The organism is Mesorhizobium sp. WSM4809 (assembly GCF_055811655.1).
The window spans coordinates 1-23,892 of record NZ_JBVVQW010000001.1 but is presented as its reverse complement, the minus strand read 5'-3'; the positions used below and the strand labels follow the sequence as shown (position 1 = coordinate 23,892).

The following is a 23,892-nucleotide window of genomic DNA, read 5'->3' as shown; positions in this document are numbered from 1 at the left end:
GCATCGTGCCGGGCCCATTGCCTTTGCCGGGAAAGCCATGACCAGCACGACCTCGCCATTCCCAAAGAAAATCCAGCCGCAACTCCGGGCCATTCGGCCAAGCGATGCGGAGGCGCTTTGCGCCATCTTCAACATGCCGGGCTTCCGCTGGGGCACGCTCAGGGTGCCATTCGAGATGGTGGAGCAGGTAGAACGGCGTATCACCAAGTCCGGCCAGGAAACCACCTGGATCGTTGCCGAGCTGGACGGCAAGGTCGTCGGCCATGGCAGCCTTGTCGTGCAGGGTTCGCCGCGCCGTTCGCACATCGGCGAGATCAATATCGGCCTTGACGATGGCTTTGTCGGCAAGGGTATCGGCTCTGCCATACTTGGCGCGCTGCTTGACGTGGCCGACAACTGGCGCGCCCTGAAGCGAGTCGAATTGACCGTCTATGCCGACAATGAACCGGCCATCCGCCTCTACACAAGCCACGGCTTCGAGGTCGAAGGCCGGCATGTGAAGGCCGGCTTTACCGAAGGACGGTATCACGACCTTCTGAGCATGGCCCGGCTGCGGTTCTGATGACCTGGGACTTTGATCCGACCCTTAAGGCTCCGGTGGATGTTCTGGCAGTGCTGTCACTGCTCTGCCCGGAAGTCGTGCGTGACATCGAGCAGAACTGGAATGCACCGGTTTCCGAATACGCCCGCCATCTGTGGCGGCCGGTGGCAAGGCCTGCTTCGGGTCCGGCGATCGCTGCCCGTTCGATCCTGCTTGATGTACTGCATCAGCGCCTTGATTTGATCATGCAGCCTGAAGAGGTCGGCAAGGCCCTTGAAGAATTCGACCACAGACCGGTGATTCAGTCCGGCCTCCACTGCCTGCTGCTGATGGACAGGATCACCTTCGATGCCCTCCTGTTTGCCTGGCTCGGCGCGGTCGAAAACGGGCTGTCGGCGTTCGTCGGCTTCATGGGAACGACGATGACCATGGAGACAATTGGCCGGGAGGGGCCGGGATGGCTCGATGTCGGCGACGACAAGGTCAACTTGTTTGGCATGGGGCGCCACAAACTATGCCGCAAAAGCGCCTGCGCGGCCGGCCCGGTCACCCTCAACAAGCGGGCGCTCGAAGCGGTGGGCGACGAAACGGATGCCAGCCGCTGGCTGGGCACACTGCTCGCCAGCCAGGACAAGGTGTTTGGAACCGCCGCCGATGCACTGACAGACCTCAACGAGGATCTGGTCGCCGATTGGGATCGTTCTGGCATGGCTCGGCCGGTGTTCATCGATGACCGGCTCGCGGCTTCCGTCGTGGCGCGGCATCTGGACCATGACGGCAGCCTTCTTTCCAAGCTGCTCCTTGAGCCCGCAAGGCGTCAGCGTCTCGAACGTACCCTGCAAGAGACCGAATCGGGCCCATTTGGCAGATTCCTGCCCAATGCCACGGCCTATTTCTGGGGCATTCGCGAGGAGCGCGTGCGCAAGCTTGTTTTCGAGAACGGGCACCTGATCGAGCCTGAAAGGCCGAACGGTCTTTCCATCCCGTTCGAGCGGGCGCATCTCAAGCAGGCGCTGCTGGAGGGCGTGCTGCTGCCGAACTTGTTCTTGACGTTCCTCGTTCTTGCCATATTGCCGCGCGTGCGGGTCGTGGGCGGCCTGAGGCAGATCGGTTATGTAGCGCTTTTCCACTCGATCCTGCTGGCTGCGCTGGATGAAACCGCGCCGGAAGAGCGCGGTCTGGCTGCCGAGTTGCAGGTTCGGGAAAATGCCTGGGGCACCCGGGTCATCGATGAAAAAATGTCGGTCCGCGAACAGGTTGCCGGCCTGCCGGCAGGGAGGCTGTTTCCTGACCTGCTCGGGCACTACCGTTCGCACACTTTTGCCGAGACGACCGACGACCTGAAACTGGTTCGTGAAAACGCCCGATGGCGCAAGATCGGCCGAGCCTTTGGCGTCTGATCCGACCGCATGCCCTCATTTGTCATTGCACTATTCCGGCCTTGCGGAGCCCGTCGATCATGAGTTCGAAATCGGCATGGTTCTTGTAAGGCAAGACTTTGCGACGGTATTCCAGCGAATAGTCAGGATTGACGCGAGCAGTTCCTGCCATGCCGCCCACGCGTGCCGAGATCGCTGACCGAGAGGTCGAGACTCGCCTTGACCTAGCGATAGGCGTTCTCGGACAGGCAGATGGCGCCGGGCGCCGCGACGCCCTCCAGACGCGAGGCGAATCTTCGTCCGCGCTGGCGACCGGCTGTATCCAACCACATCTGCAGCCAGGATTGCGACTAGTCTGCGATTCTCGCTCAAAGTCCGTCTCCTCATCTCCATGATAGCAGGAAGACGGAGGGGCGAAGAGAGAACGTCGCAACGACGGCCAAGCAGCCGTCCGAATCGGCAACGCTCCGCCACCGGACCCACGGATGCCCATTTGCTGCCGCTTGCCGGTTGACGGCTATCGGTTCATCATTGTGAATACCCTGGCCGTGAAGGGCGTGGCGAGATCACGAGTCATGGCCCCAAGAGCCGGATGATTGCAGGCCGAATCGACCTGAAATCTGAATCCATCTCTAGGTCAAAGAGACAGAGCAGGATGTGGTCCGAAAACCGCTTCACACTTTTCGGCATCATGCTCGGGTGAGGTTTCCATGGACTGCTCGGGCTGCGGTTTCGAGATTGGGGGCGGTTACGCCTTCTGTCCGAAGTGTGGCAGGCGCCAGCCTGTGCCATGCGCCAGCTGCGGCTACCCCTGCGCACCTGACTTCGAGTTCTGTCCGAAATGTGGGGCAAGCCTTGGTGCGTCCGCAAAAGCCGCCGAACGGCCTGTTCCGAAACCAAGCGGGACCATCGTGCCGCCTTCTCGAATCCTGTCGCTGCCTACGAACATCGAAAGCTATGGGCTGCATCCCGTCTCTGACGCCGATCGCCGGACGGTAACGGTCCTGTTCGCCGACCTTTGCGGCTTCACGACACTCAGCGAACAACTCGACCCCGAGGTGATGCAAGCTCTGCAGAACGCGCTGTTCAAGGAATTGACGGCGGCCGTGCGAAACTTTGGCGGTTTCGTCGACAAATTCATCGGCGATGCGCTGCTCGCTTTGTTCGGTGCGCCCGTGGCGCATGAAGACGACCCAGAACGTGCGCTTTGCGCCGCTCTCGACATGATCGCCCGGACGGCGCGGCTCGGTGAAGGCACCCCCCACTCCGGCTCGCCTCTGTTACTCCACATCGGCATAAACACCGGTCCGGTTGTTACTGGCGGATTGGGCATCGGCACCGCCAAATCCTATTCGGTGACCGGCGACACCGTGAATACGGCGCAGCGCCTGCAATCGCTGGCCGCACCGGGTGAGGTGCTGGTAGGCGAACTCACTCACAGGCTGACCCGGCATGCCTTTTCTTACGAGTCGCTGGGCGATGTCGTGCTTCGCGGCAAGGCCGGCAGCGTGCTCGTCCATCGACTGGATGCACCGCTTGCGGCCCCGCGTGCAGCACGTGGGCTCGAGGCGCTCGGCCTCAGCGCGCCGATGATTGGTCGCGGTGCGGAGCTTCATAGAATGTTGGCGAGCCTTGACCAGGCGTGCGGCGGCTCGGCCCAACTTGTCCGCCTCGTCGGAGAAGCCGGTATCGGGAAGTCGCGGCTGGTGAAGGAGTTCGTCGCCCGCGTCGGCGACGAGGATCGTTTTCGCAACGTCGCCGTGCGGCAGGCCGCGTGCTCACCGCTGGGCGAACAATCATTTGGCGCCTTGGACGCAGTTGTGCGCAGCGCTGCGGGGATGATGCAGAACGACAATGGGGATGAAATACGGGGGAAGCTCGCAGCCTTGCTTACCGATCTCGGCCTGCAGGGCGAAGAGGCAAAGCGACTGATGCCTTTGCTTTACCATGTGCTTGGCCTTGGCGACCCCGATGCCACCTTGCAGCATGTCGAGCCCGAGCAGCTGCGGCGGCAAATTCTTTACGCAGTCCGCACAATCATCGAACGGCGGCTTGCGTTGTCGCCGCTGTTGATTGTCGTGGAAGACCTGCACTGGGCCGACGCCGTGTCACTTGAGGCACTGCGTTTCGTGATGGACAGGTTGGAACGCACACGGTTGATGTTGCTGGTCACGCATCGTCCAGCGCCGGACAACGACCAACTCGATTCAAATCGGGTCAGTCACACGGCGCTCAGGCTTTCGCCGCTCAACAATGATGACGGACGCAGTCTGCTGGCGGCGCTTTTCGGCGAGAGCTGGGTAAACTCCGCAGGAGGGCTTCTCGGCCAGATCCTCGAGCGCTCGGGCGGCAACCCGCTTTTTTTAGAGGAGATCGTTCGCGGCCTTATCGATCGCGGTGTATTGATGCGCGAGGGCCAGCGATGGCGGACTGTGGCAGGCGAAGTCGCAACCGGCATTCCCGCCACGATCCAGGCAATGTTGCTTGCTCGGGTCGACCGGTTGCCCCAAGAGGTGCGCCGGTTGGCCCAGGAAGCCGCGGTAATTGGCCCGCGCTTCGATGCCACCCTTCTGAAAACCGTTACATCCGACCCCGGCCGGCTAGAAGCCGGCTGCGAACTGCTTTGCGATGCGGAAATCATCGAGGAAGTTGCCGGATCTGGCTCGGGCTCGTCGCAAAGCTACCGCTTTACGCAAACATTGCTGCAGGACGTGATCTACCAGAATCTGCTCCTGCAACGCCGGACCGACATCCACGGGCGGGTCGGTGCTGCCTTGGAGCAACTGTACGGCGACAAGCCGGAACGGCTCGAGGATTTGGCGGTGCTCGGTCATCATTTCGCACAGAGCGCCGAGCGGGAAAGGGGCGCGCATTGCCTGCAGGCGGCGGGTGATCGCGCTCGCATGATATACGCCAACGATGACGCCCTTCGTTTCTATGAGCGAGCACTGACCGCATTGGGTGCGATCGGGCAAACACCGCTCAAGCTGGCAATTGCAGAGCGCATTGCCGATCTGAGCGGCCCGGCAGGCCGCCGCCAGGTCGCGCACCACCACTACGAGGCGGTGTTGCTGGCATACCGCCAGTCGGCAGATCGTGTCGCTTCGGCGCGCGTTTTGCGTAAGGTCGGTCGGCTGCTCTGGGACGTCGGCAAGCGGGACAACGCAGAATCCCGCTATGCTGAAGCGGCAGCGCTCCTCGATGGAGCGGATGCCCCGATCGAGCAGGCGCATCTCTGGCAAGAACGTGGCCGACAGGCGTTCCGGAGCGGAGATCACTCCCTAGCGGCAAAATGGGCGGACGCGGCGCTGGATTGCGTACGCACTTTGACGACGGAGCATGTTTCCGACGTAGGACGCGATGCCACTCTTGTGACCGCCGAGGCACTTAATACCAAGGCTGTTGCGCTGGCTCGCCTCGGACGAAACCGTGAAGCCGTTGGCCAGGTCGAGCGCAGCATTGAATTGGCCGAAGCCGCCGGTCTGCTGGGTGCGGCCTGCCGCGGCTACACCAATCTCGGCGTGCTTTACACGACTATCGATCCGGCAAAGGCGATGGAGGTCTGTCGGCGCGGTCTGGACGTGGCGCGCCATATTGGTGATCTGGGTTTCCAGGCCCGCCTCCTCGCCAATCTGGCGGTCGCTTGTTGTACTTTCACGGATCGCTGTCCAACGGAGGGCGTGCCTGCCGCCGAGAAGGCTATCGAGATCGACCGGGCGCTCGACCAGCGCGAGCACCTGCCGGTGCCGTTGATCGTGCTTGGGCAGATCCACCAGTGCAATGGCCGTCCTGAACTGGCGGTTGGCCTGTTCCACGAAGCACTGGACGTCGCCCGCGAAATGGGCGAGCCCCAACTGCTCTTTCCGTGCTATGATGGTCTCGCAACGCTTAATCTGGACCTCGACAATCTGGCCGAGGCCGAACGCTACTTTTCCCTGGCGCAGGGTATATGCGCCCAGCACGGGCTCGACCCGGAAGCGCTTGTGGTGCTGCCTTTTCTCGACTAGCCGGGGTTAGGGGTTGGAAATGTCCGCGCCTAGTGACTTGGTACCGCTTCAACCGGGCGACCGTGCGCCGAACCTGGTGCTTGACGCCATTACCCAGGAAGGCAAGATCGCGCTCGATGACTTTCGCGGGCAAAAACCAGTGCTGGTCGGCCTGTTTCGAGGTCTGCATTGTGCCTTCTGCCGGCGCCACATCGCCGCCCAGGCGCGGCTTGATCCGGAGCTGCGCGAAAGGGGCGTGGAGAGCCTGACGGTGGTCAACACGCCGATCGAACGAGCGCGTCTCTATTTCCGCTACCACCCGATGCCGAACCTGCTTGCGGCCTCCGACCCTGAACGCGCTTCACATCGTGCTTTTGGACTACCCAATCTCGAATTCACCCAAAACGAGACGAACTGGCCGTACAAGGTCTCGATGGCAGCAGCAAAGGATATGCGGGTCGACATACCAGGCGAGTTGCCCGGTCCCATGGATCCTTTTGCAGCGAGCGAAATCCTCGATAGGAAGGACCCTTACGAAGTGACCGAAGCCGACGAACAGATGATCGCAACAGGACACGGACAATTGGTCGGTCAATTCCTGCTGGACAGGCAGGGAATTGTCCGCTGGAGTTTCACGGAGGTTCCGGAGGGGGGGCGATACATGTTTGGGGCGCCCAATCCGAAGGAACTGATGTCAGCTGTGTCGCAAGTCGCCCAATGAGGTCCCGTTTGATCAAATCTTCACGTTAATAATTTGCGGCTTGAGATGCAGTGCGCTCCAGCGCCGGCAAGCGACAATCAGGCTGGGAGCCGCCACATTCGTACACGACCTGCACCACGCAATTCCGTTTCCTCAAGTGGATCGCAAGCAAATTTTGGTCCCAGCAGTTGGCGCGTTGCATCGGAAATACGGATTTCACTGGGCTCCGCGGACGTTTGAATACGCGAGGCGAGATTAACGGTCTCGCCCCACAAGTCATAGGCGAACCGTCTTTTGCCTATGACGCCAGCGACGATCGGTCCCGAGTGAATTCCAATTCTCAGTCTTATCGGTTCTCCTGCGAAGCTTTCGCGTTTGACCGCCTTGCGCAGTTCAACTGCGTAGTGCGCCAGGGCTTGTGCATGATCGGATCGCGCGGTGGGCAGGCCCGCGACCACCATCACACAATCGCCGATTGTCTTGATCTTTTCGCAGCCGTGTCGTTCCGAGAGTCGATCCGCCGCCTTGAAGAAGTAATTCAAGATAGCGAGCGTCGTCACCGCTCCGACGCTGCGCGCTCTTTCCGTAAAACCGACGATGTCGGCAAAAAGCACACTCACCTCTGCGTGGTTGTCTGCAATTTTCTTGTGCGCTTTCAACCGCTCCGCGATCGACGCCGGAAGAATGTTGAGGAGCAGGGCTTCGGCGCGCTGGTATTCACGCGACAATCCCTCCTGACTCTTCCTCAACGCCTCATTGGCCGAATGTAACTTCTCGTTGAGTTGGCGCTCCCTCTCTTGCAGAAGAGTCATTTCATAAGCCTTCTGTTGAAGCCGCTGCTTGTTGTCGCGTTCGGCAGTGGCATCAAGAAAGAGCAGCCACACGCAGTCATCATCAGCAAAAAGATGAAGGTCCGCGACACGCCCGCTGGGCAGTTCGACCATAGGCATATGAAATGGAAGCTCCGGGCAAGGCAGCAAACCTTCCATGAATTCAAGCTGATCGGCAACAGGCTTACCGATGCGAAGGGATGAGAGCCCGTAATGTTCAACGTTACCGCCCTTCGCCGCTGTCCGCAGCTGGGCGTCAATTTTCACATACGCAATAGCACGCTCGTTGTAGAAGAAATCGTAAATCCAGTTTCCGATCTCTCTTGGCAATCTTTGCATGGTCTATTTGGTGACCATCGAAGCGAGTTTAAGAAACGCATCATCGACATGCTCACCCGAGAGCGCACTTGTCAGATAGACTTGCCATCCGCGTTGCCTCAGTTCGTCAATTTCTCTATCTGGTATTACCCACCGATCGGCCAGATCTGATTTGTTGAAAAGCAATACGAACGGCATAGCACCGAATTCAGCCTCGACCCGCTCGCGCAGCGTGAGCGCGGCGGTAAGGGTAGCGGCGCGGGTTCCATCGACGACAAGCACGAGGCCTGTCGCACCTCGCACATGGCTGACGCGGAATGAGCCGATATCATCTTCGCCGGCCAAATCCCATAAAATCAGATCCACTGTTTTGTCCGGGAGTTCGACACTCTTTTTGTCGATCTTCACTCCCACCGTGGTCAAGTAGGTTTCTGAAAAGATGCTTTTCACAAACCTGCGAACCAGGCTCGTCTTTCCGACAGAGAACCCGCCCAGCATACAGATCTTTTTTTGCAACATCTTGGGCTCCGCCCTAGTCCAGGTTTACCGTAACGGAAACCCGGCGATTGGTGGAGCTACCAGCCTGACTATTTTCAGGCACCGCCGGTTCAAAGGTACCCGCGCCCCGAACCAGCAGCAGTTCCGGGGCGACGCCGCGCTTGTTGAGAAGCGCACGAACTGTCTCGGCGCGGGCGGCGCTGATCGACGCGTTGGCCGTCTCACGGCCCGTGGTGTCCGAATGGCCGGTCAACATGAACCGCGCAGTTACGCCCGACTTGCGGGCATTTTGGGCGAATTCCTTTATTTGATCCGCCAATCTGTCGAGAACCGGCGTCTGCTCTGGTCCCGGCACAACTTTGCCGGAAGAGAAGAAAATATCGGTCGTCTGGATGGCCTCTCTCAAATGATTGAGCTCTGCAAGGTCCAGTTCACGCAGCTGCGAGACATCCAGAACCACTCCGTCCGCCGAAAGTTGTTCAGCGGCGGCCTGCGCCCGGTTGATCCAGGCGGCAGGAGCCTCGCCCACGACAACGATGCGACCCTGGATGATCGAAAGTCGGACCGATTTCGGCGGCGTCAGCGACGCCGTCAGCCGCTTCACCACAAACTTCGGATCAAGGCTCTGGTAGAATTGCCACTGTGAATGAACGCGGGCAGGATCGACCTCCGTTCCGGACAGCAGAGCTTGCGGGTCGGCGGCAAGCGGGTCTCGCAGGCCGGAAATATAGAAATGTCCACCCCTGGTCGATTGTTGGGCGACGATAATTCCCGGTTGGGCCTCAAGTCGCGACACATAATACTGCCAGTGCTCCGCCGCGCGTGCTTCGGGACTGACATCACGAACCTTGGAAATGTCGAATTCCGGTCCGCCTGCCGAAAGCTGTCGGGCCGCTGCGCGCGCCCGATCTATCCAGGTGTCGGGAGCTTCGCCCTCGGCAATGATGCGATTATTGACGATCGAAAGTCGTACTGTATCTGGTGGATACAGCGACGCCGTCAGCCGTTTCAACACGAACTCCGGCTCAAGGCTCTGATAGAATTGCCACTGTGAATGGACCCGGGCGGGATCGACCTGCGTTCCAGACAACAGCGACTGCGGGTCGTCGGCAAGCGGGTCTCTCAGGCCGGCAATATAGAATCTGCCATCGCGTATTTTTTGTTGTGCAACGATGATGCCCGGCTGTGCCTCCAGTCGCGACACGTAGGCCTGCCAGCGCTCCGCCTCGAGTACTTCGGGGCTTACGTCACGAACCTTGGAGATGTCGAATTCCGGTCCGCCTGCCGAAAGCTGTCGGGCCGCTGCACGCGCCCGATCTATCCAGGTGTCGGGGGCCTCACCCTCGGCAACGATGCGCTCATTGTCGATTGATAGTCGTACTGAATCCGGCGGAGCCAGCGACGCCTTCAGCCGCTTCAGCACGAACTCCGGTTCAAGGCTCTGATAGAATTGCCACTGCGAATGAACCTGGGCGGGATCGACCTCAGTTCCAGACAACAGGGTCTGCGGGTCGGCGGCAAGCGGGTCTCTCAGGCCGGCAATATAGAATTGGCCGTCGCGCGCCTGTTGTTCGGCAACGATGATGCCCGGCTGGGCCTCCAGTCGCGACACGTAAGCCTGCCAGCGCGATACATAAGCTTGCCAGCGCTGCGCTGATTGCCAGGAAAGAAAGTACCAACCGCCTGCCAGACTCAAAAGCAGCAGGGCAACGGCCGCCACCAGCCACGGAAATCCCTCGTTTGATTCCTCCTGCTTGAGCTCGACGCAGGTCTGCAACTGCGCCTCTACGCTGGCCAACTGCGAACCGTCGCCGTCAAACTGCTCTAAAGCCTGTGAGGATTCCTCATGGATGCGAAGCAATACATCGCGAAGTATTTCATGCAATCCCTCTGGCGGATTTCCCCGGATCACCGAAACCAGGGTCGCAAACGGTCCAACTTCTGACCAGAGACGAAGGTCGCCAAAACGAATTGTGTCCAGGCCGCTCTGCTCTTTCTCGTTAAATGAGTCCTTCACAAAATCCTGAATTGCACTAAGCATCGAAGAGATGAGTTGAGGATCTTCGCTCGTTGCATTATCGGCGGTTACATGCGCTATCAAAAGACCGGAATTGCGGTGAATGAGAAAGGCATGCTCTATACGATAAACAAGAGAGTGCTTAAGAACAACTTCCGAAAAGCTTGCTCCTGTCCTCCAAGATTCAAATCTCCACTTGAGCCCATGCCAGGTAAATATATGTCTTAGAGTTTCGTTCAGCGACTGAAAGGTCTGGTCGATCTTTTCCCCGATCGACTTGCGAATTGCCGGCAGAAACACCGGGTATAATATATCCGTCAGTGTGCGCGGGCTCTTCTGGATTGACCGTTGCACAGCCCTTTCGACAGCAGGCGCAAGCGCCTCGCCGAGCTGCGCATGAGGCGCTCGCGCGGCCGCACTGGGAAGAATGTCGCCCACTGCTGCCGCAAGCTGCTCGGGTTCGTCCAGCAGATGCGTAACTCGTGAAAGCTCCGAAATTTCGCGGCTGACCAGCAACTGGCGCAGCGTTTCCATGCGAGGATCGGCGGTTGGGACTCCGTCGAAACGCGCACGATAGTCCGGATCAACGTTCCGGGCAATTTCGACCAAAAGACGAGCCAGAGCCTCGCGATCAATTTCTGTATCGTTCGAGGCTGTTCTTTGTGGAAGACTGATTGGGTCGACGGTTGACGTCAAGGTCCCATCAACTCACTTTCCAGCTACGATCCGAGTTGCCCTTGCTGCCGACGGGATCCTGATTCAGACATTTCGCAACCTCTACAAACAGGCCAGCCAAAAGATTTCGGTCGGTCTTAACGTTGCTGAGATCGGCAAACATTTTCTCAATCAGCATCTGAACGCCTTCATTCTTCTGCTTGATTTCCTCACGCAGCAAATGATCGTTTCGATTTATCCGGTCCGAAACGTCCCGCTCAAGCGCGCTCAATTGATCCGCCAACGCACGCACCTGCTTTTCAAGTGCCTGGTTTTGCTCGCGAAGATTCCGGTCAATCTCCTTGTCGGCATCGGCTCGTGAGTCTTTTTCGTTCCGCAATTGCGCCGCGAGCGAATCGATCTGCTTCTTTGCATTTGACTCGTACATCTCAAGATTGCGCTTGGCTTCGGATTCGACATCCTTGAAGCGTTGCAACACCCGTTCTTCAAGCTTGGAAAAACGGCGGTCATAGTCCTGCATCTGGTTGCCGAACAGCAGATCGCGTATCTTGTCGACACCTACGGCGTCGCCGGCGCCCCCGTTTTCGCGAACCTGGGCCGCCATGAAGTTCAGCCCGCTTCCGTCTGCATTACCAATCAAATTTGCGTCCGCCTTGTTTGCGGAGGAAACGGCACTCGAAGTACTCGAAGATTCCTTGGCCATCCTTATACCCCTCTATTTGAACACCTGCCACAGTGCAGAGACCCATAAACAGATGAAGATGCCAGCAAAATCCGCGACCTGCAAGCCGGAATCTTCTTGGCGCAAGCCAATTTGGGTGCTCTTTTTACACCTCTTGGACTGGCAGAAAAAGCACCAGTACCGCTAGGTGTTGCTCTCGCCCTCCCTGTGATAGCAACCATAGCCATTTAACCTAATTGGTTATCGGGCGAAATCTACTATGAAGCCGAGTGATACAATGGCATTATGTATATCTATTTAGATGGAATTAAGTAACAATTTTTTATTAGAAATTGCTAAAATAGCTGTTCCAGCGGGCAGCATATTGCCTCTCGCTCCGCTATATACTGCCACCATCAGCTTCCGGCGCGAGCTCAACAGTAGAAGGAGAATCTTCTTTTCACACGAGGAATCGCCGATCGAGAATGCAGCCCGGAATCGCGGTGTTTCGGTCGATAGGAGAGAGCAATAGGCCCCAATAGCTGGCAGTCATTCAACCAAAGCTTCAGTGGGCTTGCATTGTTGCGTCGTCGATTGCAAAGGACGCCAGTTTGCCATAGCCAAGTGCCAGGGACCGCAGCTTGTGGTCATGGTGCCGATTTCAGGGACATGAGTATGCGGCATGCTTGGTTTTGACGTGCATCTGCGACAGCCGGCGCCCGATCTCGGCGGCACGGATGAAATGCTGCGCCAGGCTTCTAACGTCGCTAGCAGGACAGGAGCAAGCTCGCCCTGCAGCCAAATGGAGGCGCGACGGCTCGGAAGAGGTCACGGGAGACTGTTTGGACGCAGCATCCTCGATGACCGTTTCCTTTGGCGGGAAATCGCCGGCTATGTCTTGGGACTCTTGTACCTTCGAACCAGGCGTGGGTAAGACGGCATGGCGCATAATCCATTGGTTTCAGTCGTGGTTCCTGCGCACAACGCAGAGGTAACGCTGGCGCGCGCACTCGATTGCCTCCTCGATCAGGAAATCGTGGATTGGGAGGCGATCATCGTCGACGACGCCTCCACGGACCGCACCGCCGCGATCATTGCCGGTTATGTGGAGCAAGATGCCCGATTTCGGACGTTGAGTTCTTGCGCGCATGGCCCCGCCGGCGCGCGCAATAGCGGGATTTCGGCGGCGCGCGGCCACTGGCTCATGTTTCTGGATGCACACGATTGGGTAGACGCCAGCTTCCTCGCGAAAATGCTAGCCGCACTGGAGGCCGCGCCCGATTCAGTGGCCGCCTATTGCGGCTCTCAGTGCGTGATGCCCGATGGCGAACTTATTCCGTTGAGCGTCTCGTCAGAGGTTGCGGTCCAGCCCTTTGAAACATTTGCCCGCCGGTGTGCCATCGCCACTCACGCGCTGCTGGTCGACCGGGAGACAATCGTCGAGTTAGGCGGTTTCGATGTGTCGCTGCGCACATGCGAGGACTGGGATCTGTGGCAGCGCCTCGCCCGTCTCGGCAGGAATTGGGTAATGGTCGACGAGCCGCTCGCCTTTTGCCGGGCTAGCTCCAACTCGCTCACCCGCAATTCATCTCAGATGCTGGCCGACGCGGAAATCGTGATCGCCCGTGGCTTCTCTGCCGACTCCAGAGTCAAACACCCGGTAACTATCCACGCCAACGGAGCGAACTCGGCGGATGGCCGCACCGCTTCCGAAGCACTCGCGTGGTTCGCATTTTGGAACGCCGCGTCGGATTGCGGCGGCGGCTCGGGCTCGATCAACCCGCAGTCCCTGCGCGCGCTTCCGGCCGGACGCAAGTGGGCGAGTGAGATCGCCAAGGTAGCCGTCAACGGCCTTGCGGTGGGAAGCCTGTCTGTGCCGGCGCAACTGGCTGCCAGGTGGGGCAGGTTCGGCGGCGCCATCACCGAATTGATTACCGAACTCGGCAAGGTCTGGGCCAATCCCGCGGCGGCTCGCCGCATCCAGTATCAGCTTGAGCAAATGCTTCTCGACGCCGACGATCTTGGCGCGCCGCGCAGGCTGGCGCGAACACTTGGAATCCGCGTCGACGCTCGAAATCCGACCTCGACCGAACTGCCGGAAGGAATCGACCAAATCTATGCCTACCTGATGATGGATGGCCACATCGAGGCCGTCGTACAATTCGGCGTGCTCGGGACAGTGACAAGGGATCATTGGATTGAACTGATCCGGAATTTCGCACCGCAAAAAGAGGCTGGCGCCAACACTCCGAACACGCTTCCAGCCGGGGCATTGTCAGGCACAGCCGAACGCGGGCCTGATCCGGACAGCCACTTCGGCAAACTCGCGCGATTGGCCGCGCAAGCGCGGGAGTTGGTCCGGTCGAGCGCCGAACCAGCCGAGCCTTCCGCCGCGCCGCGGCGTGCACGGGTCAGGCACGACGAGGATCGCACGTCGTTCTGGAATGGCTATTTCGCGACCGAGGATCCCTGGAACTACGGTTCGTCCTATGAGCAGGAAAAATACGAGCGGCAACTCGAAATCCTGCCTGCCGGCCCCATCGGACGGGCGCTTGAGCTGGCCTGCGCGGAGGGCCATTTCACGCGGCAGCTGGCGCCGCGAGTGGGCCATCTGACCGCAACCGACATCTCCGCCATAGCCGTCGGACGGGCCCGCGCGCGATGCAGCGATCAGCCGAATATTGAATTCGGCGTACTGGATTTCTCCGCCGACACGCTGCCGGGTGAGATGGATCTGATCTTCTGTTCGGAAGTGCTCTACTATCTGGATGATCTCGCCGAGTTGCGGCGCATTGCCAAAAAATTCGCAGAGGCGTTGGCGCCTGGCGGCAGTTTCATCAGCGCCCACGCATTCGTGCTGCGTGACAATGTTGAAAGGACGGGCTTCGACTGGAACACATTCGGGGCACAAGCGATCTCAGAGGCGCTCGCAGCGACCGAAGGTCTCGTCCTCGAGCAGTCGATCCAGACCGAGCTCTATCGCATAGACCGCTTCCGCCGCCTGTCACCGGACGATGTGGTGACGGAACCGAGGATTGATCATGCGCCGATCCGCGCGCCTATCGGACTCGGTGTCGCCCGAAATATCGTCTGGGGCGGGGCGCGGGCCTTGCGCCGCGACGTCGCGCGCAGCGAGCGGCGGCCACGTATCCCTGTCCTCATGTACCACAGCGTCGCCGAAGAAGGTCCGGCCGCCCTCGCCCGTTTTCGGCTAACGCCCGCCGCATTCGCCAGCCAGATGGCATGGCTGCGCGCCAATGGCTTTCACGCAACCACATCCGAGCAACTGGAACGGTCCATCGCCAACCGTCAGCCTTTCGCTGGCCGCCCAGTGCTCATCACCTTCGATGACGGCTTCCAGAATTTTGCCGACCATGCCTGGCCAACCTTGCGCGCGAACGACCTGACCGCGGAAGTGTTCCTGGTGACTGACCTGGTGGGTGAAAGCGCGCAGTGGGATTCCGTAAACGGTCCGCCGACGCAGCTTATGGATGCCGGGACGGTGCGGCGGCTCGCCGCCGAAGGTGCGTTCTTCGGAAGCCATCTCGCGACGCATCGCGCGATCGATGGTCTGTCGAGTTCTGACTTGGCCGCCGAACTGCTGCGCTCTCGTATGTTCATCGAACGTTGGACCGGTCGGCCAATCTCGGCGTTCGCGGCACCCTTCTCTGTCACCGACCGACGGCTCGGCAGACTGGCCAAGGAGTCCGGCTATCGGATCGGCTTCGGCAGCAGACACGGGCCGGCGGACCTTAATTGCGATCCCATCGACCTCCCACGCATCGAGATTCGCGGGGATCGCTCGCTCGACGACTTTGTCGCCACCGTCGAGGCCATGCTCGATTAAACGGTGAATTTGTCACGGTCATCGGTTCCGCTCACGTGCGCAAGATCGACGAAACGCTCCGCACTCGCCAGACTGCCGCGATCGCTCGATGTCACCCCAAGATCGGAAATGACCTGCCCCGGCGGCTGAGTAAACACTGCCAAAATACCCGGCGCATCAGCATATTCAAGCGTGGCATGCGTGGCACCTATCAGCCCTGCGCAGAAAGCATCTGCAACGCTACGTCTCCGAATATGGCTTCCGCCATAATTCACGCGCAGCCCCTGGCATGAACGACGATGCGTGGGCCGGTCGCAGCCTTGATGGTATCGTCGGCAAACGCTCGGGTTACTTCATACGGAAGCGACGCCGCTTAAGCCGGCCCAGTGCAGGCTAACTGTATTCGGTAGCCGCTTTTCCCGAGCAGATGGATTTCAGATTACGAGAAAATAAGTAAACGTCTCCGAAGTAGTTCGGATACATTTCAGCAAGCTTTTCTTTCTTATCCACCTCGACCAAGACAGCCTTCACCTCACTGCCCCTTAGCTCGATTTTTTGCTCGATCTCTTTCAATTTCCGTGCGCCTGATATAATTGACTCGAAATTATCGATAGTCAGTTTATGATCTTTCCCATATTGAAGCAAAAAGTATCTAGTTTCTTCCGCTTTCTGTATAAAATTCTCTTGGCAGCGGGTAGTATTATTGATTTTTTCTAGTATGCCGATCGCATCTATACGCTTGTTGAGATCCCGCAATTCTCGAACCCGGTCATTGTGATCCGGAACACTTACATGAACGGGGCACTGCTCAACGTGCGCGAATTCCGCCGACATAAGCTGGAAAAGGCGAAGCCAATCTTGGTCGCCCTCTCCGTGCTTCAAATCCTGGCCCCGGAATAGCCCGACAGCCTCAACCGCAGTTGCCCATGAGTGCTGAAGCTTGGTACGAACTTGCAACTCGATGCGTCGTCCATCGAAAGCCTCGGTGTCGGCATCTCGGGATCGGTATTTGAAAACAATATGGTGACTTCGATACCCGTCCGGCTTCGGCTCATCGATATAGTTAAACTCCCTAGAGTGGATCTCATGGGGGAACTTGTCTCGCATCGATGCGAGAAGCGAGCGAACACCTTTGATATCGGCCATGATCGCTCGGCAACCGCAGATGTCGTTCATGGTGTCCAAATTGGTGGTGGACTCTCGAAGCTTCCGACGAATGGATGCCATGCGCTTTGGCCGGGATGCCATGTCGCCCTCCAGTCGCAGGGCTCTTATGTGATGTCGGACAGAGAACCGAACGCTGCGCATCGGCAGAAAGTGCGAGTCGCGCCAGCTATTGGCGATTGAAAAGATTTCGAGTGCGTCCACATACTGGCCGACAGTGATGTCTCGTCCGAACTGAATAGGTTTTGCCAGCCGGTCGCCTGCCTTGCGAACGGCTTTCATGCTGTAGGCAAGGCGCGGGTACTCAGTCATTGGAGCCAAGAAGTCATGGTGGCCCGCCTCATTCTGGACTGGCGGGACTATCGCAGGGGAATCAGATCCCAAGAGTCATATCCGTTTGGGTAAGCGAAGTACCATAGCGCGCGACATCGTATCTCCGCGAGCGAGATACCGTCTCGGCCGTATCTGCCTAGATCGCGCCCCTGGACATGACGCGGACTTACATGCCGCCACGCTCAGGCGGCTTTCCACTACAGCCATCGCCGCCGCCGACACCGAACCATCGCCACCGCACACGACCACAAGGTCGGCCATTTGGCGCAGGCGAACTATGTCACTGGCAATCTCCGGCAAGACCTCGAACGGGGCGGATTTCAGATCGTCCTTCGGCGCGCCGCTTTGATGCTCCGGAACGTCGCCGACGTCCCGCTGGAGCCTGCGACAGAAGATGCGCTCAAGCCCATTGCCGGAGAGATTTAAATCGGCAGGGCCAGATCGGCCTGGCTCCTGTAAAATCTGGAGCCGAGTCGCGATTGGCCGGAACCAAACAGAACAGCCGTAATTATCAGCCGAGGGACCGCAACCGCATAGGAAGCGGAACGATGGCTGAAATTCTTGATTTCGAACTTGGCAGTTCAAGGTTGCGCGTCAAACGCGCCGAGAAATCGTTGAAGCGCGCAGAGGAAGGAACGGACAGGAAAAATGGCGTGGTGAATATCGCCCTGTGCTGCAGGATCCGGGCAGCTCAACAGCGCGTGACGGAGGCCCCGGGAGCGCCAGACCAATATCTATACGTGGGCGGCCTCCAAATCACCCCGAATGGACATGAAATGGCGAGGAGTTGCCGTCATGACAATACTGTTTGAGCCGCTGGACTCGGATTACCACAAGCGCAGCGTGCTTTATCACGCCACGCGGTTGTCGATGCTCCACGATCGAATGCTGATGCGTTTCAACAAGGTTGACGAAGCGGCCGACAAGGTTGAAGCCGCAGCGGCCGTGCTGGTCGATGTCACCCACGTCGACGCGTTCCAAGACGCGGTGTTCCGGAATTCGTCGGCAGATTTCCTTCAGATGGAAACAGGCCAGACCCTTGGGCTCTGAACTGCGAGGGATGACGCCAGTGTTTCGGCAGCTAGGGCCGCCTGCGCCCTGCGAGACGGTGTGCAACCGTCAACCCGGAGCGGCCTCCATCGCCGGCGGCCCGCTAACGCCGGCGTTGCTGGCGCAAGTTCGCCGCCCCTTTCGGACGCCTTCATTGTGGTTTGAGTGCGCCGTCGAAAACAGTCTCAAGTTCCCCACTGACGGCCTGACGGACGCGCCCGGACCCTCCGCATTTACTCTTTGGTAACCCTCCCACGTTGGAAGACAAAACGTATCGGCTCCTTTTGCCCTCCATCGTGTTAGGGCTTGGAACAAACCAACGGAGCTGTGAGTAAAATGGCCACCGTAACCAACGCCAAGGGTGTTCCGCTCCCCTATAGTGGGTCCTCCGCAAAGTGGTACTCGGCAACGAATTCGGGCCCGGCCCTCTACGGCAGCATCTATAACGATTCGCTGTATGGCGACGGCAGCGTCAGCGTCACGATGTATGGCGGCAAGGGCGACGATATTTACTACCTGTACTCCGCGAAAAACAAAGCGGTGGAGCTGCCCAACGAGGGCATCGATACGATCTCGACCTGGATGAGCTACAGGCTGCCGGCGAATTTTGAGAATCTGACGGTCACGGGCGATAAACAATATGCCTTCGGAAATGCTCTGAACAATATCATCGTCGGTGGTTCCGGCCAGCAGACGCTCGACGGCTTGAAAGGCGACGATGTTCTCAAGGGTGGCTCCGGCGCTGACATTTTTGTCGTCAAACCGGGCAATGGCAGCGACCTCATTCTCGACTTCGGCGCCGACGATATTGTGCGCGTCGGAGGCTACGGCTTCACCTCCTTCGACCAGGTGCACGCCAACATGGTGCAGTCGGGATCGAACGTCCGACTCACCCTGTCGCCAACCGAGTTTCTCGTCTTCGCCAACAAGACCATCGACCAGTTCAGCGCCAACCAGTTCGATCTCGCCCTGGACAAGTCGCATCTGACGCTCACCTTCTCGGACGAGTTCAATACTTTGAACCTGCACAGCGGTTCTAGCGGGACCTGGGACACGAACTTCTGGTGGGGTGCTCCGAACGGCAGCTCGCTCACCACCAACAGCGAGCTTCAGTGGTATATCGACACCAGCTACGCCCCCACGAGTTCGGTCAACCCGTTCAGCGTCCAGGACGGTGTTCTCACCATTACGGCCGCCCGGGCTCCCGACGCGATCAAGCCCTACATAAACAACTATGATTACACGTCAGGTCTGTTGACGACCTACCATTCCTTCGCACAGACCTACGGTTATTTCGAAATTCGAGCCGACATGCCCGAAAAGCAGGGTGCATGGCCGGCCTTCTGGCTTCTTCCGGCGGATGGCTCCTGGCCGCCGGAACTGGACGCCGTGGAGATGGTCGGCCAGGATCCCAACAAGCTCACCCTGACCAGCCACTCGAATGCGACGGGGTCGCATACGAAAGTGACCTCGACCGTATATGCAGCGGATACCGAAGGGTTCCACAAATATGGGGTGCTTTGGACCCCAAGCGAGCTGGTCTGGTATTTCGACGATGTCGAAGTTGCCCGCGCACCAACGCCTGCCGACATGCACAAGCCAATGTATATGCTGGTCGACCAGGCTGTCGGCGGCATGGCGGGAGCGCCCGCCGACGGGCTTGCCACCCCTTCTGAAATGCACGTCGACTATGTCCATGCCTACGCGCTGAATGATTGGTTCATCTAGGTGCCATGCTGAAAGATGGAGTGAAACCGACACCCTTCGCCAACCGGTCTTGGACGCGTTCATTGCCGCTTGCGCCCGCGCTGGACCCGAGGTGAAGGAAGATGTCTCACATCCATCCATCTGAGCCGCCGCGAACGACGCTCACGGCGATATTCGCTTCCTTTCGCCGGGCATTCGTCGGCATCGCCTTGATGAGCGGGGTCGTCAACGTCCTGGCGCTGACCGGCTCGTTCTTCATGCTGCAGGTCTACGATCGCGTCATTCCCGGCCGCAGCGTGCCGACGTTGGTCGGCCTTTGCGTGTTTGCGGGCACGCTGTTCGTCTTTCAGGGCGTCCTCGAACTGATCCGATCGCGGCTGCTGGTGCGTATCGGCATGGCGCTCGATGCGCGGCTCAGCGGGCAGGTCTACATCGCACTGATGCGTCTGCCGTTGCGCACGAAGCTCACCGGCGATGGCTTGCAATCATTGCGGGACCTCGATCAGGTCCGGTCGTTCCTGTCGAGCGCTGGGCCGACCGCGCTGTTCGACCTGCCTTGGATGCCGCTTTACCTCGCAATCTGTTTCCTGTTCCATTTCTGGATCGGCATGACCGCGCTGCTCGGCGCCGTCATTCTGTTTGGCCTGACCTTGCTTGCGGAGGTGCGCACCAGGCAGCCCGCGAAACGTGCCAACACGCAGGCCGCTGCGCGCAACACGCTGGCGGAGGCGACGCGCCGCAATGTCGAGGTGCTTCAGGCAATGGGTTTTGGCCCACGCATCGCCGAGCGCTGGTCAGGCATCAACGCCGACTATCTCAGCACCAATGCCAAGGCGAGCGATTTGGCGGGGACGCTCGGAACGACATCGAAAGTCGTGCGCATGATGCTTCAATCCGGCATCCTGGCGATCGGCGCCTGGCTCGTCATCCATCAGGAGGCGACGGGCGGCATCATGATCGCCAGCTCGATCATGATGAGCCGAGCGCTGGCACCGATCGAACTCGCGATCGCGCATTGGAAGAGCTTCGTCAGCGCCCGACAGGCCTGGGCGCGCCTGACTCAGCTTCTGGGGCTGCTGCCCGAGGCAGCAACAAGTGTCTCGCTTCCGCCACCGTCGTTTCGCCTCTCGGTAGAGGGCATCAGTGTGGCGCCGCCGGGCGAGCGTCGCCTTGTCGTCCAGGATGCGGGCTTCGTGCTGCAGAAGGGCGCCGGCCTCGGCATCATCGGTCCGAGCGCTTCGGGAAAATCCTCGCTCGTCAGAGCGATCGCCGGTGTCTGGCTGCCAGTGCGCGGTACCGTCAGGCTCGACGGTGCGACGCTCGACCAGTGGTCGTCGGAAGAACTCGGCAAGCATGTCGGTTATCTGCCGCAGGATGTCGAGTTGTTCGATGGCACCATTGCCGAGAACATAGCTCGCTTCGAACCCCAGCCCCCCTCGGACAAGATACTGGCCGCCGCGCGCGCCGCCGGTGTTCATGATCTGGTGGTTCACCTGCCTGAAGGTTATGAAACGCGTATCGGCGAGGCCGGGTCGGCGCTTTCGGCGGGCCAGCGACAGAGGGTCGCCTTGGCGCGTGCTCTCTATGGCGATCCGTTTCTTGTCATACTCGACGAGCCGAATTCCAATCTCGATGCCGACGGCGAAGCCGCCTTGACGGCGGCGATCCAGGGCGTGCGCGACAGAGGCGGCATGGCCATCGTGGTGGCGCATCGCCCGAGTGCATTGCAAAGCCTTGACCAGATCCTTGTCATGACGAACGGCAGTATCCAGGCCTTTGGCCCGAAGAATGAGATCATGACCAAGGTGACCCGCCCCATCAGTGTTCCGTTAAAAGTTGTCTCAAGTCCTGAAGAGGCGGCGCTCTGATGGCGGAGAGGGCGACATCGGTGATCGATCGGACCATTCGACGTTATCTGCTCGGCGGCGTTGCGACCTCCATCCTTCTGGTCGGTGGAGCGGGCAGCCTTGCAGCGGTGACCGACCTCTCCGGCGCAGTCATTGCCTCGGGAAAGCTGGTTGTCGATTCCAGCGTCAAAAAGGTGCAGCATCCAACCGGCGGCGTGGTCGGCCAGATCTTCGTGCGCGAAGGCGATGCCGTGCAAGCGGGACAGGTTTTGATTCATCTCGATGAAACCGTCACCCGCGCCAATCTGGCCATTGTCACCAAGAGCGCGGATGAACTCGATGCCCGCCTGGCACGTCTCAAGGCCGAGCGCGACGGTGCGGACGCCATCGGTTTTCCGCCGTCGCTGATGTCTCGGCGGGACGATCCGGATGTCAGCGGCACAATGGCCGGAGAGCAGTCGCTCTTCGAGTTCCGCCGGCAGGCACGCGCTGGCCAGAAGGCGCAGTTGGCGGAACGTATCTCCCAGCTCGCCGAAGAAGTCTCCGGCCTGACCGAGCAAAAGGACGCCAAGAGCCAGGAAATCAAGCTGATCGGAACCGAGCTCGCGGGCATGCGCACACTATGGCAGCGCAAGCTGGTCTCGATCGATCGCATCACCGCTCTCGAGCGCGAGGCCGTGCGGCTGGAGGCTGAACATGGGCAGCTGACCGCCGCGATAGCGCAGTCGAAAGGCCACACGTCGGAAATCCGCCTGCAAATCATCCAGATCGATCAGGATCTGCGCAGCGAAGTCGCCACCGAACTGCGTGAGGTCCAGGCAAAACTCTCGGAACTCGTCGAACGCAAGGTATCGGCCGAAGACCAGCTCAAGCGCATCGACATTCGCAGCCCGCAGGCCGGCGTCGTCCTTCAGCTTGCCGTACATACGATTGGGGGTGTCATCACTGCGGGCGAACCGGTCATGCTCATCGTGCCGGTCGCGGACCAACTGACCGTCGAAGCCCGTGTCGCGCCACAGGACATCGATCAGCTGAAACAGGGGCAGGAGGCGACGCTGCGGCTTTCGGCCTTCAATCAGCGCACAACGCCTGAACTCAACGGAACCGTCAGCAAGATCTCCGCCGATCTCAGCACCGACGAGCGCACCGGCGCCGGTTATTACACCGTGCATATCGTTTTGCCGCGCACGGAACTTGCCAGACTCAAAAGACTGACCCTGGCGCCCGGCATGCCGGTCGAGGTGTTCTTCTCGACCAGCAGCCGCACGATGCTGTCCTATCTCGTCAAGCCCCTGGCCGATCAGATCCAGCGAGCATTCCGGGAGGAGTGAAACGCGCCCGGGCTGCAACGACCGGCCGCTCCCCGTCGCGAGCTCTTCATTGGGCCTGCCGCCTGCATGATGCTGCCGGCGGGCTCGGGTGTCACAACCGAAATCGATGACCACGACAATCCCTTTTCGAACCGACGTGAGGAACATGCATCCGCAAGCGAAGTTCGGAATTTGCATGGTGTGAGAACACTCCCTCCCTCAAGTCCAAGCTCTGGTGCAGGGCCCGTCCCTGTGACCTCAGCGGCGGGCCTACCTGCAAAAGCCGGCAAGCGTTAAATCTTTTCATAAGGCTGGAACCTGTTTCTGAAATCGAAGTTGGGTTTGCAGCTTGGCTTCCAACCCCGGCCAAGCCTCAAAAGCAAGGCCCGCCGCTGTAGTTGTGTCCTCAGTGGCGGGCCTATTTCGTCTGTCGCCCAATGTTATATAAGTATTTTATAAACTAATAGAACATCCAATGAACGCAAAGGGAGTGAAATGCATGTATCAGACCATTGGATTTCAAGAATAAGACTTTGGTCTGCTAAGAAATAGCCCACCATCAAGGGGCGATAGCGGGCTCTAAAGCCGCTAAAAGCCTCGCGGAATCGGCCGCTATACTGCGATACTTTGACTGTGTCTAATAGTTCTGGATTGTGGATTGTCGGAAACGTACAATCGCCCATTATTATCCGGCACAACTATTTTCGCGTCAAACGCTCCACGGTCTCAATAATGGCCTTCGCCAGCGCTCGGACTAGCTTCAATGCGGCGCGTTCGCCAATTTCTTCGGTTGCCACAGGGGCATCGATTCCACGTAGCAAAAAGGGAGGTCGGCACGATCAACTACCAAGCACCGGTGACGGTGAGCGTGCCGACCAATCTGGGCACAAAGGTGGCTAAATGACCAGACCTACAAGCTACTGGCAGAATGAAAGCGCAGCAATTAGTCCCGATGGCCTAGACTGCCCGTCAAGCGATTCCGCGATCACACCATAGGCATTAAAGCCGGTCATATATTAGCTTGTGCTTGCGGCGGCCCACCCCCGCCCG

Annotated in this window: 16 protein-coding genes and 1 pseudogene; 11 read left to right on the top strand and 6 right to left on the bottom strand. The window is 59.3% G+C overall.

What is annotated here, in order from left to right:
- Window positions 1-37 precede the first annotated feature (37 nt).
- Window positions 38-562 (top strand): GNAT family N-acetyltransferase, encoded by a 525-nt coding sequence (locus AC0L24_RS00085; protein ID WP_127398873.1) that lies wholly within the window; start codon window positions 38-40, stop codon window positions 560-562.
- Window positions 562-1,941: a hypothetical protein gene (locus AC0L24_RS00080; RefSeq protein ID WP_473563298.1), complete on the top strand. Its 1,380-nt coding sequence runs from the start codon at window positions 562-564 to the stop codon at window positions 1,939-1,941. Before AC0L24_RS00085 ends, AC0L24_RS00080 begins: the two co-directional genes overlap by 1 nt.
- Before the next feature lie 22 nt (window positions 1,942-1,963).
- Here AC0L24_RS00080 and AC0L24_RS00075 read toward each other — a convergent pair whose 3' ends face one another.
- Entirely contained in the window at window positions 1,964-2,092 is a 129-nt protein-coding gene (locus AC0L24_RS00075; RefSeq protein ID WP_281035284.1) for a hypothetical protein, read from the bottom strand.
- A 538-nt stretch (window positions 2,093-2,630) separates the two neighbouring features.
- On the opposite strand from AC0L24_RS00075, the gene AC0L24_RS00070 reads away from it, so the two are divergent.
- Window positions 2,631-5,927: an adenylate/guanylate cyclase domain-containing protein gene (locus AC0L24_RS00070; protein WP_128362679.1), complete on the top strand. Its 3,297-nt coding sequence runs from the start codon at window positions 2,631-2,633 to the stop codon at window positions 5,925-5,927.
- Between the two features lie 19 nt (window positions 5,928-5,946).
- Window positions 5,947-6,627 (top strand): redoxin domain-containing protein, encoded by a 681-nt coding sequence (locus tag AC0L24_RS00065; protein WP_127380484.1) that lies wholly within the window; start codon window positions 5,947-5,949, stop codon window positions 6,625-6,627.
- A gap of 77 nt (window positions 6,628-6,704) precedes the next feature.
- On the opposite strand, the gene AC0L24_RS00060 is transcribed toward AC0L24_RS00065, so the two are convergent.
- Genes AC0L24_RS00060 through AC0L24_RS00045 form a run of 4 tightly spaced genes read right to left on the bottom strand, consistent with a single transcriptional unit; the run spans window position 6,705 to window position 11,647 of the window.
- On the bottom strand, window positions 6,705-7,775 hold the full coding sequence (locus AC0L24_RS00060) for an adenylate/guanylate cyclase domain-containing protein (protein WP_473563297.1): 1,071 nt from the start codon (window positions 7,773-7,775) through the stop codon (window positions 6,705-6,707).
- 3 nt (window positions 7,776-7,778) lie between these two features.
- Window positions 7,779-8,273, bottom strand: a complete 495-nt coding sequence (locus AC0L24_RS00055; RefSeq protein ID WP_128287413.1) for a Rab family GTPase — start codon at window positions 8,271-8,273, stop codon at window positions 7,779-7,781.
- Between the two features lie 13 nt (window positions 8,274-8,286).
- Complete coding sequence (locus AC0L24_RS00050; protein WP_292678497.1) at window positions 8,287-10,965, bottom strand: OmpA family protein; 2,679 nt, start codon at window positions 10,963-10,965, stop codon at window positions 8,287-8,289.
- 7 nt (window positions 10,966-10,972) lie between these two features.
- Entirely contained in the window at window positions 10,973-11,647 is a 675-nt protein-coding gene (locus AC0L24_RS00045) for a hypothetical protein (RefSeq protein ID WP_473563295.1), read from the bottom strand.
- A gap of 898 nt (window positions 11,648-12,545) precedes the next feature.
- Here AC0L24_RS00045 and AC0L24_RS00040 point away from each other — a divergent pair.
- Both AC0L24_RS00040 and AC0L24_RS00035 read left to right on the top strand, forming a co-directional pair.
- Window positions 12,546-15,452 carry a trifunctional glycosyltransferase/class I SAM-dependent methyltransferase/polysaccharide deacetylase gene (locus tag AC0L24_RS00040; RefSeq protein ID WP_473563294.1) on the top strand — a complete coding sequence of 969 codons (2,907 nt, stop codon included), beginning with the start codon at window positions 12,546-12,548 and terminating at the stop codon, window positions 15,450-15,452.
- A 158-nt stretch (window positions 15,453-15,610) separates the two neighbouring features.
- A pseudogene (locus AC0L24_RS00035) lies at window positions 15,611-15,828 on the top strand (IS1595 family transposase); the annotation flags it as partial.
- On the opposite strand, the gene AC0L24_RS00030 reads toward AC0L24_RS00035, so the two are convergent.
- Window positions 15,825-16,907, bottom strand: a complete 1,083-nt coding sequence (locus AC0L24_RS00030; protein ID WP_292699561.1) for a RelA/SpoT domain-containing protein — start codon at window positions 16,905-16,907, stop codon at window positions 15,825-15,827. The pseudogene AC0L24_RS00035 and the gene AC0L24_RS00030 sit on opposite strands and share 4 nt — an antisense overlap.
- Before the next feature lie 569 nt (window positions 16,908-17,476).
- Between AC0L24_RS00030 and AC0L24_RS00025 the strand changes: the two genes are divergently transcribed.
- The 5 genes from AC0L24_RS00025 (at window position 17,477) to AC0L24_RS00005 (ending at window position 22,863) form a co-directional block, all read left to right on the top strand.
- Window positions 17,477-17,740 carry a hypothetical protein gene (locus AC0L24_RS00025; protein ID WP_127396654.1) on the top strand — a complete coding sequence of 88 codons (264 nt, stop codon included), beginning with the start codon at window positions 17,477-17,479 and terminating at the stop codon, window positions 17,738-17,740.
- Entirely contained in the window at window positions 17,724-17,978 is a 255-nt protein-coding gene (locus AC0L24_RS00020; RefSeq protein WP_473563293.1) for a hypothetical protein, read from the top strand. The genes AC0L24_RS00025 and AC0L24_RS00020 overlap by 17 nt, the downstream gene beginning before the upstream one ends.
- Before the next feature lie 336 nt (window positions 17,979-18,314).
- Window positions 18,315-19,706, top strand: a complete 1,392-nt coding sequence (gene eglC, locus AC0L24_RS00015; protein ID WP_128287415.1) for an endo-1,3-1,4-beta-glycanase EglC — start codon at window positions 18,315-18,317, stop codon at window positions 19,704-19,706.
- 101 nt (window positions 19,707-19,807) lie between these two features.
- Window positions 19,808-21,553, top strand: coding sequence for a type I secretion system permease/ATPase (locus AC0L24_RS00010; RefSeq protein WP_127811238.1), 1,746 nt, complete (start codon window positions 19,808-19,810; stop codon window positions 21,551-21,553).
- Window positions 21,553-22,863 (top strand): HlyD family type I secretion periplasmic adaptor subunit, encoded by a 1,311-nt coding sequence (locus AC0L24_RS00005; protein WP_127811239.1) that lies wholly within the window; start codon window positions 21,553-21,555, stop codon window positions 22,861-22,863. The genes AC0L24_RS00010 and AC0L24_RS00005 overlap by 1 nt, the downstream gene beginning before the upstream one ends.
- Window positions 22,864-23,892: the final 1,029 nt, after the last annotated feature.